The organism is Pseudomonas sp. ef1, assembly GCF_007293365.2.
GTDB classification, from domain to species: Bacteria; Pseudomonadota; Gammaproteobacteria; order Pseudomonadales; family Pseudomonadaceae; genus Aquipseudomonas; species Aquipseudomonas siliginis.
The window spans coordinates 5337360-5349915 of the sequence record NZ_CM129815.1; the positions used below are offsets into that span (position 1 = coordinate 5337360).

Below are 12556 nucleotides of genomic sequence, written 5' to 3' on the forward strand. Positions count from 1 at the left end.
TTCACGTATCGGGCATTTCGCAGATGCCCAGATCCATCAGCCGTATCGCGTCTTCCGTCAGGCTCTTGAACAGCACGTCTTCAGCCTGGTCCTTTTCAAGCTTGAGTGCCTGGTTCTGACTCAAATAATCGCCAGAGGGCAGCGTGTCCTTCTTGTCGAACAGTGCGCTCATCTGTGGGTCGTACAGGTCATCGATCAGCGCAAACTTGCGGACAAATATGCGTCGCAGATAGTCACGCCAGAACGTTCGCCCCTGCATGTATTCCAGCCATTGCGGGGAGAGTTCAGCGGTGAAGACGCGATTTTTTGCGACCTCAAGATCAGCGGCCGTCACGCCACTCTGGGCACTGAACAGCATATCTTTCGGTTGACCGCGCAGACCCAGCGCATCGGTGAGACCGATCCGGTAAGCGAGGTTCATTTCCAGCGCATCGACCTTTGGCGCCCGGAGCGAATGCTCCCGGGCGATTTCTTCCAGCCTGTCCAGCCGGAACAGACTGCGGCCCAGTTCCAACAGCGCCTTGGCAGTGCCCCTGCTCCCGCTTGCAGCCCTGCTCACCCGCTCGACTTCCACTGCGACTTCAAGGCGACTGAAAACCAGCGCCGCGTTATCGGTGCAGTGAAGCGGATCGGCCGCGATGTCGAGCAGTTGACGACCCAGCGGCTCGTCAGCTTCCGCCGCCTTCAGTACCGCCCAGACGCGTCGCTGCATGTCAGCGCTGCCCTGTTTGCCGTCTGCGGTATCGCCCAGTTGCGCCAGCAAAGTGAACAAGCCATCGGCCGTCCGCTCGCTGCGCAATGCCGCCCAGATGCGCGACTGCTCTGCCCACTCTTCGCCACTGACCTTCGTCAACCAGAGCGAGCGCGCCGTTTGCTCGTTCATCCGTGCGATGTCATCGGCGACATAGTCCATCCCAACGCCGAAATTATCGCGATAGTTCTCCAGATGCGTTTTGGCCGTTTCCGAAAAGGGGTTCAGCCCAAGCTTGAGTGCGCCGGTGAAACGTCGTGATTTCTCGAATAACCACTCCGGCAGCTCCGTGATGCTGTTGGCGCTCAGATCCATCAGTTCAATGTGCGCAGAATGGTCAAGGCCTTCTGGCAGTTCGGTGATGCCGGTATCGTTCAGCGACAAGCGACGCAGTTGCGACATTCGGCTGAAATCAGGGGTGGCACCCAACGGATTCTTGTCCAGATTCAGGTAGCGTAAAGTGCTCAGCCTGTTCAGCTTCGCCAGGGTCTGCTCGGTGAGCTTGAGCTGATTGTTCGCCAGGCTCAGCCGTTGCAGACGCGGCATGTGCGACAACATTTCAGGCAGCCGGGTGATCGCGTTGCTGCCCAGTTCCAGCGAGTCGAGCTGTTTGAAGGACTTGAGGAAGTACGCCACATCATCCCCCAGCGCCATGTTCCGCATCGACAATTGCTCGACATGGTCGAAGCTCACCGACGACGGTAACGTCGGCACCTTACCGATGCGCATGCCGTCAAGCTCTAGGGTACAGAGGTTTTTTCCCTCTTCGTTGGTGGCCCAATGAAAGCGTCGAAACGCTTCTTCGATCAGCTCGGCGGCCATTTTCCGACTGTGCCGCGCTTCAGCCAGATCGCCCCCCATGGCTTGCAGCGCGGCGCCATCTTCACTCCAGACAAACAGCGCGTCACGCAGGGTTTGCAGGTCCTGACGCAGGGCTTTGATGCGGGTCGCACGGCTGAACGGATCATCGCCCAGTTCGTTGAGCAATTGATTGAGCTGCGGCTCGCTCAGACGCGGATAAAGCCTGCGCGCTTTGCGCAGCAGTGTGCGTGAATGAGCTGTCGCGGGGACCTGATCGCCTTGCACACAGGCCGGCTCGACGGGAAGTGATTCCGTACTGCCGCCGCGCAATGCCCGCGCAGTGACCTCGCGTTCGTCGAGGGCAACGTTGAGCAGCTTTTTGCGTAACTGGTGCGTACTGAGCTGTCCGGCATCGGCAAACCCGAGCGCTGTCCGCTGACGTGGCGGCAATGCCTTGAGGATGGCCATGTACAAAGCGTCGGGGCCGGATGCCACCTTGCCCAAGGATTTTTTGTCGCCGCCAAACGCCTCATAGCCCTGCGTGGACTTCACCAGATAGCCGGTATTTTCCGAGGTCGCCGACCCGTCGCCGATGTCTTCGAGTATCGGTCCGGTCAAGGCCTTGTCGCGGACTTGCAGACGCAGCCGCGCGTTCCAGCCGCTGAGGCGCGGCAGTAATTTCATGGCCAGCCTGTCGGTGTCGGCATTGGCCAGCCACGACCAGTGCAACCCGCTCAAAGCCCGGTCAAGCCGGACCTCGGCAATGCCGGCCCGAGCCCGCTGTCCCAACCGCAAGGGCGCGCTCCCGGTCGAGCGCAAGTGCAGGCGCTCGACAGTCGAAGCGCGGTCGATCAGCCTTTGACCATGGCGCGCCGAAATATCGGCGAAGACCTGGCGTAATTTGCCCAGATCCTGCGCGTCACTGTGGTCATAGCGCTTGTACATCCGCTCGAACGCCGCGCGGTAATCGGATTTGAGCGCAGCACCCAGTTTTCTTGCCAGCCCGGTGGCTTGCGTGCTTTTCGCGACTTTGCCGCCGAGCAAGGCCTCGACTTCATGCTCGTAGAGGCCATCGATGACGGTTTGCAGCAAGCGCCCGAGTGCCAACTGGCCTTGGGTGACCGGCACTCCCAGGGTTTCGTCGAGCGTGCTGTTTGCAGGATAAGTGGTTTCGACGTCTCCTTCATGACCGATGACCTCAAGGTATCGGTCAGTCGGCCAGCCCGGCAGTTGCGTCAAGGCGTGCATCTGTTCTTCAAGAGGTTGCTCGGAGTGGATCTCGCCGTTTTCCAGTTCCGTGGTCAACTCACGCAGCTGGCGCTCGATGCGCACGCGCTCGACGGTATCGCGCAGGCGTACCGGCAGGCTCAGATTGTCGTTGAAGGTTTCCAGCAAGGTCTGCTGCGAGGTGTTGCTCAGCCGGCGAAGGATGTCCAGGTCGCTGTCGGCAAATTCGCTCAACTGCGGATCGATGCGCTTGAGCGTGTAGGCGCTGCTGCCCCATTCTTCGGGCTGTTCAGCGGGGAACCGCCAGCCGCCCTCGACGTGGCGGATCAGTTCCGGAGCATAGGCTTGCGCGCGTGCGGGGTGTTCCAGGCGCCAGTGCTGAGTGTCGATATCAAAGTTGCCAGCCAACAGGCGGTGCTCGAGGCGGGCGATAGTCTTGTTGCCGATCTGGTAGAACTCCTTTGAACCGGCACCGATGGTGAATCCGGCCGGCAAAGCATGCTCGTACGGGCTCAAATCGGACTTCCACAGGCGTGGCTTGCCGGCCCGATCGAGTATCGCGGTGAACTGCGCGAAGAACTCCGGATGCGCGCGCAACAGTTTTTTGCCCACAGTTCCCAGCACCTTCTGACCGCCGGCGAAAACGCCCATCAATGCGATGTTCTCTACCACACTGAGCAGATGTGACAGTGCTTCCTGATGATCACCGCGACGCCAGTCCGCGACGCCGTCATACACTTCACCGAGCAATTGCCCGACCGCGACGCCCATCATCAATTGCCCCAGGACCGGCACGAACAGCCCCGCCACCGATGCCACAGTCACCCCGCGCTGAACGAAATCCAACAGGCGTTTCTGTCGGATCTCTTCATCGATATCAGCGGTTGGCACCGCCAGTTTGCGCGCGTCGATCTGCAACTTGCCGACATGGCTTTGCACCATGAAATCAAAAAGCGCCACATTGATCGGCCATTGTTCGACGACGCCCAGATCGGGTTTCTCAGCCAACGCCTTGAAGAAGTCAGCCTTGTCATCTTCATCGAGGCTGCCGGCGAAATACCCCTGATATTCCGTGCTCTTGAGTTGTTGCGCGAGGTAGCGCTTGAACGCATTGAAACTCGGGTACTCATACACGGCGCGCTCGGGCTCGCCGGGCATATACACCATGCATCCGTCCTCAGGGTGTTGTTCCACGGAGCGTTTGGAAAATACCACCACGCCCCAAACGCAACTGTCGAGGATTCTGATGCCCTGCATGATCATCGGGTCTTTGCCGTAGCGCAGGTGTTGCGCCGATGCCACGCCTTCGGCCAGCATCAGATCCTGCAGCATGCGCAAACCTGCTGCGGTGATATCGCCCTTGAGCTCTGCAAGATGAGCGTCCAGCTCCAGCAGCGATTGCTTCAATGCGGCGATATTGCGGGTCATGGCACTGGTCGCCACGACTTTGCCGCAGTCCTCACGCAGACCGAACACTTGCTGCAGATGCTCCTGGTATTTCTTGCCCAGATCCAGCTTGCGGCACAACGCTGCGAACGCTGCCGGCGTCAGATCCTTCACGCCAGCGGGCACACTCTTGACGCGCACCAGGCTGCCGGCGGGGAAACCATCGGCCTGCTCCTCGTCTGCGGTGAAGTTTTGCATGGCTGCCTGCAACAGGCTTTGCGTCGCGTGTCTGACCAAGCCGATCTCGGCCTGATCCGTCGCCTTCACATCGCAGCTACAATCGACGCCGGGCAGGCTGAGCAGATCCTCGCTCACGTCATAGACCGCTGGCCATTTCTCGCTCAGCGCCGCGTTGAGTTCGCTGATGCAGAAGCTGTGCAAGGGTTTGAGCCGGGTCAGATCCTTGTCGACTTTGACTTGCAGGGTGTGCAGTTCACGATTGATTTCGTCCAGCTTGTTCAGCGTGGCCGCAGAAGCCGTGAGCAGATGCGCCGGGAGGCTTTTTTCCAGGCTTTCAGCGGTATCGAGGTCACCGGTCGCGGCGTACAAGGTGCTCAGGACCGAGGCCTGAATCTGTGGATTTGTCTTGTCTTGGTTAAGCATGGCAATAGTCCTTTATTGCGGTTCGAACACTCGACCCTAGCGCTGCCGGGCAGCCAATAACAGTTCAAATTTCTGCGCAAAACCGAGGTAGACCAAACGCCTTTTTGCATGGAAAAAATAGCCCTGCACCACCCCGCACGGAACGTCCACGCGCTTGTACGCTTATGCAAAAAATGCGTAACGGTAAGTGGGCAAATCTCGACCTCTGATCCGCGCTGATAGCGTTGCGGCAGGAGGCAGCCAGGTTGGCTTATAACTTATCGATCTAAAACTCCACTTACCGCGACTGGTCAGTTTCTGAGTACCCGCACTTTTCGCGCGGTACGGCTTGACCTTCCCCAACGGAAAAACCGGTAAGGACTTTATGTGCGGATTAGCTGGCGAGTTACGTTTTGATCAACAACCTGCAGACCTTGCAGCGATCGAGAGAATCACCCATCACCTGGCCCCTCGCGGCCCTGACGCGTGGGGCTTCCATGCCCAAGGGCCGATTGCCCTGGGCCATCGACGCCTGAAAATCATGGACCTGTCGGACGGCTCTGCGCAGCCGATGATCGACAGCCAACTGGGCCTGTCCCTGGCGTTCAACGGTGCGATCTACAACTTCCCGGAATTGCGCGCAGAGCTCGAAGCACTCGGTTATGCCTTCTATTCGGGTGGCGACACCGAAGTGCTGCTCAAGGGTTATCACGCCTGGGGCGAGGCGCTACTGCCGAAGCTCAATGGCATGTTTGCTTTCGCTATCTGGGAGCGCGATGCCCAGCGCCTGTTCATCGCTCGTGACCGTCTCGGCGTAAAGCCGTTGTACCTGTCACGCACCGGCCAACGCTTGCGTTTTGCCTCGGCACTGCCGGCGCTGCTCAAGGGCGGCGACATCAACCCGATCCTCGATCCGGTGGCGCTCAATCACTATCTGAATTTCCACGCGGTCGTACCCGCGCCGCGCACCTTGCTGGCCGGTATCGAAAAACTGCCGCCCGCCACTTGGATGCGCGTTGAAGCTGATGGCCGCACCGAGCAGAAAACCTGGTGGACCCTGCCTTACGGCCCGCATGAGGACGAGAAAAATCTCAATCTGGAAGACTGGGTCGATCGCGTCCTCGACAGCACCCGCGAATCGGTGGCGATTCGTCAGCGTGCGGCGGTGGATGTCGGTGTGTTGCTGTCCGGCGGTGTCGACTCGAGCATGCTCGTCGGCCTGTTGCGCGAAGTCGGTGTAGAGAATCTGTCGACCTTCTCCATTGGTTTCCAGGATGCCGGCGGCGAGCGCGGCGACGAATTCCAGTATTCCGACCTGATCGCCAAGCACTACGGCACGCGCCACCATCAGTTGCGCATCGACGAGAAAGAAATCATCGAGCAACTGCCCGCCGCCTTCCGGGCGATGAGCGAGCCGATGGTCAGCCACGACTGCATCGCTTTTTATCTGTTGTCCCGTGAAGTGGCCAAGCACTGCAAAGTGGTGCAGAGCGGCCAAGGCGCAGACGAACTGTTTGCCGGTTACCACTGGTATCCGCAGGTCGACGGCGCGGCGGCCCCATACGCGGCCTACCGCGATGCGTTCTTCGATCGCAGCTACGACGACTACGCAGCGACTGTGCAGCCGAAATGGCTGGTCGACCACGATGCGGCGGGCGACTTCGTCAAACAGCACTTTGCCCAGCCCGGCGCCGAGGCTGCCGTGGACAAGGCGCTGCGCCTGGACAGCACGGTGATGCTGGTCGATGACCCGGTCAAACGCGTCGACAACATGACCATGGCCTGGGGCCTGGAAGCGCGTACGCCGTTTCTCGACTATCGACTGGTCGAACTGTCGGCGCGGGTGCCGGGCCAATTCAAGCTGCCCGATGGCGGCAAGCAAGTGCTGAAAGAAGCAGCGCGTCGGGTCATTCCAAGCGAAGTGATCGACCGCAAGAAAGGCTATTTCCCGGTGCCGGGTCTCAAGCACTTGCAGGGCGACACGCTCAACTGGGTGCGCGAACTGCTGCTGGATCCGAGCCAGGATCGCGGCCTGTTCAACCCGACCATGCTCGACAAGCTTTTGACTGATCCGCAAGGCCAACTGACCCCGTTGCGCGGTTCGAAACTGTGGCAACTGGCGGCCCTGAACCTGTGGCTCAGTGAACAAGGAATCTGATTGATGAAACCCCATGCCACGTCCATCAACCAGCGCCTGTTGCGTGGTCAGGCCCCGTCGTATGAACGTTTGCAGGCGCGCCTGGCCGAAGACGGCAGCGAGCCTGCCACCGCCCCGATTGCCGTGCATTGCGGCTGGGGCCGGCTGCTGATCGGCCATACCTTTCCCGACCCGGCATCGCTCGCGCAGGAGCTGCTCAACGAGCAGCCCGGCGAACGCGATATCGCCCTGTATGTTGCCGCACCGCAGCAGATTCTCGGCCTCGAGCCGACGCAGCTGTTTCTCGATCCATCCGACACCCTGCGTTTATGGTTCAGCGATTACCGGCAGGCCACGCGGGTGTTTCGCGGCTTCCGCATTCGTCGTGCGCAAAGCGAAACCGACTGGCAGGGCATCAACCGTTTGTACCAGGCGCGCGGCATGTTGCCGATCGATCAGGAGCTGCTCACCCCACATCATCAGGGCGGCCCGGTGTACTGGCTGGCGGAAGACGAGGACAGCGGCGCGGTGATCGGCAGTGTCATGGGTCTCAATCATGAAAAAGCCTTCAACGACCCGGAACACGGCAGCAGCCTGTGGTGCCTGGCGGTCGACCCGCATTGCTCGCGCCCCGGCGTTGGCGAAGTGCTGGTGCGGCATCTGGTAGAGCACTTCATGAGTCGTGGTCTGGCTTATCTGGATCTGTCGGTGCTGCACGACAACCGTCAGGCGAAAAACCTTTACGCCAAACTGGGTTTCCGCAACCTGCCGACGTTCGCCATCAAGCGCAAGAACGGCATCAACCAGCCGCTGTTTCTCGGCCCGGGCCCGGAGGCGAATTTCAATCCTTACGCGCGGATCATCGTCGAAGAAGCGCATCGACGCGGCATCGACGTGCAAGTGGATGACGCCGACGCCGGGCTGTTCACCCTCAGCCATGGCGGCCGTCGCGTGCGTTGCCGCGAGTCGCTGAGCGACCTGACCAGTGCGATCAGCATGACCTTGTGCCAGGACAAAAGCCTGACCCACAAGGTGCTGAAAGGCGCAGGTCTGAAACTGCCCGCGCAGCAACTGGCGGGCAACGCCGACGACAACCTGGCCTTCCTCGATGAACACCAACGGGTGGTGGTCAAACCTCTCGATGGCGAACAGGGCCACGGCGTCGCCGTGGATCTGCGCACCATCGAAGAAGTGCAGAAAGCCATCGAAACCGCCAAGCGGTTCGACAGTCGCGTGCTGCTGGAAAGTTTCCACGAAGGCCTTGATCTGCGCATCGTGGTGATCGGTTTTGAAGTGGTGGCGGCGGCGATTCGCCGTCCGGCGGAAGTGGTTGGCGATGGTCAGCATTCGATCGGTGCGCTGATCGAAGCGCAGAGCCGCCGCCGGCAAGCCGCCACCAGTGGCGAAAGCAAGATCCCGCTGGATCACGAAACCCAACGCACGCTGCACGCGGCCGGCTATGACTACAGCAGCATCCTGCCGGCCGGCGAGCATCTGTTCGTGCGGCGCACGGCCAATCTGCACACCGGCGGGACGCTGGAAGACGTGACCGACATTCTTCATCCGACCCTGGTCGATGCGGCAGTGCGCGCGGCGCGGGCGCTGGACATTCCGATGGTCGGGCTCGATCTGATGGTGCCGGCGGCGGATCAGCCCGAGTACGTGTTCATCGAAGCCAACGAACGCGCCGGCCTGGCCAACCACGAACCGCAGCCGACGGCGGAACGCTTTGTCGATCTGTTGTTTCCGCATAGTCAGCCGGCTGTCTCTTGAACCATCGTTGTTCCGGCTGACGCCTTCGCGAGCAGGCTCGCTCCCACAGGGGGAATGCATTCCAAATGTGGGAGCGAGCCTGCTCGCGAAGAGGCCCTGAACGTCACCACCAATTTTCCTCATCGAAACCATCGGTGTGCTCAACCCATCAGGAGTTTCCATGACCATGACCACACAAATCCCTGAACCGGATCTGGCTTACCTGCAAAAAGTCCTGCTGGAAATGCTCGCCATTCCCAGCCCTACCGGGTTCACCGACACCATCGTGCGCTATGTCGCCGAGCGTCTCGAAGAGCTGGGCATTCCGTTTGAAATGACCCGGCGCGGGACCATCCGCGCGACGTTGAAGGGCAAAAAGAGCAGCCCTGACCGCGCGGTGTCTGCGCACCTGGACACCATCGGCGCTGCTGTGCGTGCGGTGAAAGACAACGGTCGCCTGACCCTCGCCCCGGTCGGCTGCTGGTCGAGCCGCTTTGCCGAGGGTAGCCGGGTCAGCCTGTTTACCGACACCGGGGTGATTCGCGGCAGCGTGTTGCCGCTGATGGCGTCCGGGCATGCGTTCAATACCCAGGTCGATGAAATGCCGATCAGTTGGGACCACGTCGAACTGCGTCTGGACGCCTACTGCACGACCAAAGCCGATTGCGAATCGCTGGGCATCCATGTCGGCGACGTGGTGGCCTTCGACCCGCTGCCGGAGTTCACTGAAAGCGGCCATATCAGTGCTCGCCACCTCGACGACAAGGCAGGCGTCGCGGCACTGCTCGCTGCCCTGAAGGCAATTGTCGACAGCGGCCAGGAACTGAACATCGATTGCCATCCACTGTTCACCATCACCGAGGAAACCGGCAGCGGTGCAGCGGCGGCATTGCCGTGGGACGTCAGCGAATTTGTCGGCATCGACATCGCACCGGTCGCCCCCGGCCAGCACTCCAGCGAACACGCGGTGAGCGTGGCAATGCAGGATTCCGGCGGGCCGTATGACTATCACCTGTCGCGGCATCTGTTGCGTCTGGCCGATGAACACGAATTGCCGGTGCGCCGTGACATGTTCCGCTATTACTTCAGCGATGCGCACTCGGCGGTCACCGCCGGCCACGATATTCGCACCGCCCTGCTCGCTTTCGGCTGCGATGCCACGCATGGCTACGAACGCACGCACATCGACAGCCTGGCGGCGCTCAGCCGACTGCTTGGCGCGTACATTCTGAGTCCGCCGGTCTTTGCCAGCGATGCGGCGCCGGCCAATGCCTCACTGGATCGCTTCAGCCATCAGATCGAGCATGACACGCAGATGGAAAGCGAAACCCGGGTGCCGCCGGTGGACAGTCTGGTGGGGCAGCGTTCTGACAGTTGAGCCTTCGGTGAACAGATAATCGCCTTCGCGAACAGGCTCGCTCCCACAGGGATCGCATTTCAAAGGTGGGAGCGAGCCTGCTCGCGAATTGGCCGGCGAGACCGATACAGAACTGGCAGACGATACCCAATCCCCGTAGCATCCCGACATTGATTTGACCGAGGTGCCCATGCTCATTCCCCACGACGCGCTTGAAGTCGACACCCTCACCCGCCTGATCGAGGATTTCGTCACCCGCGACGGTACCGACAACGGCGATGACACCCCGCTGGAAACCCGCGTCCTGCGCGTGCGTCAGGCACTGACCAAAGGCCAGGCATTGATCGTGTTCGATCCGGAAAGCGAGCAGTGCCAGCTGATGCTCAAGCACGACGTACCCAAGCATCTGTTCGACTGAAACCGTCAGCCAGCCTTCGCCGCAGCCTCCTTGCGCTTGATCCGGTCATAGACCTCGGCGCGGTGTACATGGACCTTTTTCGGCGCCTCGACGCCGAAGCGCACGCTGGAGCCGTTGACCGACAGAACACGCAGGGTGATGTCGTCTCCGATTGAAATCAACTCACCGACCACACGGCTGAGTACAAGCATGGGATTCATCCTTCAGGACTGGCAAACCCTGAAGATGCGCGGCTTACAGCGTCTTCACAATCCACGACGAGCAAATCAGTCTTGCCCTACAGGCGCCCACGCCCACAGCTGTCAGACGCTTCGCACAAAAGCCTCAGGCAGCGGAAAAGCGCGGCCCGAACAGAATGATGCTGGCACCGACCACGCACAGGGCCATGCCAATCCAGTCCGAGCCCAGCGGACGCACCCGCTCGACCACCGCCAGCCAGCCAATCGAAGCAACAATGTAGATCCCGCCATACGCGGCATAGGCGCGCCCGGCGTAGGCCGCTTCAACACGGGTCAGCAATAGCGCGAACAGGGTCAGGCTGAGCAACGCGGGAATCATCCACAACGCGCTCTTGCCCTGACGCAGCCACATGTAGAAGGCAAAACAGCCGGCGATTTCAAACAGCGCCGCAAGGAAGAACCACAAGTAATTGAGCATGGAGGCGTCTCGACAGGGTGACCGTGGCGGCCACCCTAACGACGCGGCGGGAATCGAACAAGATCAAGCGTTGTTTTGTTTGGCCTTGGCGCGCATTTTCTCGGCCATGGAAGTCATTTCGTTGTAGAGCAGTTGCGGATTCTTCTGTTTGAGCGCCCAGGCCATGCGCCCTTGTTCGTGAGGCAGAATCAGGAATTCGCCGGCGGCGACTTGCTGATAGATGTAGTCAGCGATGTCGGCTGCGCTGATCGGCGAACTTTCCAGCAACTTGCCGACCTGGGCTTTCATGGCCGGGGTCGGGCCACGGAAAGAATCGAGCAAGTTGGTCTGGAAGAACGACGGGCAAACCACATGCACCGCCACTTCCTGCTGCGCCAGTTCGATCAGCAGACTCTCCGACAACGCCACTACGCCGGCCTTGGCCACGTTGTAGTTACTCATTGCCGGGCCTTGCATCAACGCGGCCATGGAGGCGATGTTGATGATCTTGCCCTTGCTCTCTTCCAGCAGCGGCAGGAACGCCTTGCAGCCTTTGACCACGCCCATCAGGTTGATCGCGATCTGCCAGTCCCAGTCTTCCAGCGACAATTCGCTGAAAAAACCGCCCGAGGCGACGCCGGCATTGTTGACGATGATGTCGATGCCGCCGAGTTTCTCTTCGCAGGCCTGGGCGAAGGCGGTGAGCTGACTGTAATCGCGCACGTCACAGCGCTGGATGAAGCCGTCACCGCCCGCCTCGCGCACCAGCTTCAAGGTTTCCTGCAGGCCGGGCTCACTGACATCGGATAAGGCCAGCCGCCAGCCTTCACGGGCCCAGCGCAGCGCGATTTCGCGACCCAGGCCTGAGCCTGCACCAGTGATCATCATGCGATTTTGCATAGCGGACAGCCTTGTTGTTCCGGGAGAGATGCGCCGAGTGTAGCGAAGGAAGTTCGTTCGCCCACGCTCCATCCAGTTGCTGAATGGAGGATCAAAAGATTCCAGCCGTCATTGTTTTCCGGTTGGTCTCATGTAGGAGCTGACGAGTGCAACGAGGCTGCGATCTTTTTGCTGGAAAGGAAATAACCGAGCAATCCAAATACATTAAAAAAACATTGAATTTTTTTTCATCGGCGCAAGTCGGAACATGTAAGCCGGCTGGAATTTAGTTGCTCTCCAGCTGCCCACTGAGCATCAAGACTCTTCCAGACTCTGAACAAGGAAATCACCCATGGGCACAATTCTAATCATCATCCTGATCCTGTTGCTGATCGGTGGTCTGCCGGTCTTCCCGCACTCAAGAAGTTGGGGTTATGGCCCGTCGGGCATTATCGGCGTGGTGTTGGTCGTGCTGCTGGTGCTGTTGTTACTCGGCAAGATATGACGATTTGAAGCGGTAAAAAAAGAGGCCCTTGTTCAAGGGCCTCTTTTTTATTGCGTGGACTTTAA

At 60.1% G+C, this 12556-nt stretch carries 9 protein-coding genes; 5 read left to right on the plus strand and 4 right to left on the minus strand.

Going from position 1 to position 12556, the window contains the following annotated elements; translation table 11 throughout:
• Nucleotide 1 precedes the first annotated feature (1 nt).
• Nucleotides 2-4828 carry an NEL-type E3 ubiquitin ligase domain-containing protein gene (locus tag FEE99_RS24370; RefSeq protein WP_041478251.1) on the minus strand — a complete coding sequence of 1609 codons (4827 nt, stop codon included), beginning with the start codon at nt 4826-4828 and terminating at the stop codon, nt 2-4.
• A 364-nt stretch (nt 4829-5192) separates the two neighbouring features.
• Here FEE99_RS24370 and FEE99_RS24375 point away from each other — a divergent pair, with 364 nt between their 5' ends.
• The 4 genes from FEE99_RS24375 to FEE99_RS24390 all read left to right on the plus strand — a co-directional run bounded on the left by FEE99_RS24375 (nt 5193) and on the right by FEE99_RS24390 (nt 10471).
• Nucleotides 5193-6965, plus strand: coding sequence for an N-acetylglutaminylglutamine amidotransferase (locus FEE99_RS24375; protein ID WP_041478250.1), 1773 nt, complete (start codon nt 5193-5195; stop codon nt 6963-6965).
• Between the two features lie 3 nt (nt 6966-6968).
• A complete protein-coding gene (gene ngg / locus FEE99_RS24380; RefSeq protein WP_041478249.1) occupies nt 6969-8717 on the plus strand; it encodes an N-acetylglutaminylglutamine synthetase in 1749 nt (582 codons plus the stop codon).
• Nucleotides 8718-8883: 166 nt separating this feature from the next.
• Entirely contained in the window at nt 8884-10074 is a 1191-nt protein-coding gene (locus FEE99_RS24385; protein WP_024013890.1) for an osmoprotectant NAGGN system M42 family peptidase, read from the plus strand.
• A gap of 169 nt (nt 10075-10243) precedes the next feature.
• On the plus strand, nt 10244-10471 hold the full coding sequence (locus FEE99_RS24390; RefSeq protein ID WP_003172962.1) for a YheU family protein: 228 nt from the start codon (nt 10244-10246) through the stop codon (nt 10469-10471).
• Between the two features lie 5 nt (nt 10472-10476).
• On the opposite strand, the gene csrA is transcribed toward FEE99_RS24390, so the two are convergent.
• From csrA to FEE99_RS24405, 3 genes are all read right to left on the minus strand, one after another.
• Nucleotides 10477-10662 (minus strand): carbon storage regulator CsrA, encoded by a 186-nt coding sequence (gene csrA, locus FEE99_RS24395; RefSeq protein ID WP_024013891.1) that lies wholly within the window; start codon nt 10660-10662, stop codon nt 10477-10479.
• Nucleotides 10663-10795: 133 nt separating this feature from the next.
• Nucleotides 10796-11128, minus strand: a complete 333-nt coding sequence (locus tag FEE99_RS24400; RefSeq protein ID WP_041478248.1) for a YnfA family protein — start codon at nt 11126-11128, stop codon at nt 10796-10798.
• Nucleotides 11129-11191: 63 nt separating this feature from the next.
• Entirely contained in the window at nt 11192-12007 is an 816-nt protein-coding gene (locus tag FEE99_RS24405) for an SDR family oxidoreductase (RefSeq protein ID WP_041478247.1), read from the minus strand.
• 331 nt (nt 12008-12338) lie between these two features.
• On the opposite strand from FEE99_RS24405, the gene FEE99_RS24410 reads away from it, so the two are divergent.
• Nucleotides 12339-12491, plus strand: a complete 153-nt coding sequence (locus FEE99_RS24410) for a DUF3309 family protein (RefSeq protein ID WP_003183939.1) — start codon at nt 12339-12341, stop codon at nt 12489-12491.
• The last annotated feature ends 65 nt before the right edge of the window (nt 12492-12556 follow it).

Coding starts and splice junctions, on each gene's coding strand:
- FEE99_RS24370 (WP_041478251.1), bottom strand. CDS start 4,828: ATGCTTAACCAAGACAAGACAAATCCACAGATTCAGGCCTCGGTCCTG.
- FEE99_RS24375 (WP_041478250.1), top strand. CDS start 5,193: ATGTGCGGATTAGCTGGCGAGTTACGTTTTGATCAACAACCTGCAGAC.
- ngg (WP_041478249.1), top strand. CDS start 6,969: ATGAAACCCCATGCCACGTCCATCAACCAGCGCCTGTTGCGTGGTCAG.
- FEE99_RS24385 (WP_024013890.1), top strand. CDS start 8,884: ATGACCACACAAATCCCTGAACCGGATCTGGCTTACCTGCAAAAAGTC.
- FEE99_RS24390 (WP_003172962.1), top strand. CDS start 10,244: ATGCTCATTCCCCACGACGCGCTTGAAGTCGACACCCTCACCCGCCTG.
- csrA (WP_024013891.1), bottom strand. CDS start 10,662: ATGCTTGTACTCAGCCGTGTGGTCGGTGAGTTGATTTCAATCGGAGAC.
- FEE99_RS24400 (WP_041478248.1), bottom strand. CDS start 11,128: ATGCTCAATTACTTGTGGTTCTTCCTTGCGGCGCTGTTTGAAATCGCC.
- FEE99_RS24405 (WP_041478247.1), bottom strand. CDS start 12,007: ATGCAAAATCGCATGATGATCACTGGTGCAGGCTCAGGCCTGGGTCGC.
- FEE99_RS24410 (WP_003183939.1), top strand. CDS start 12,339: ATGGGCACAATTCTAATCATCATCCTGATCCTGTTGCTGATCGGTGGT.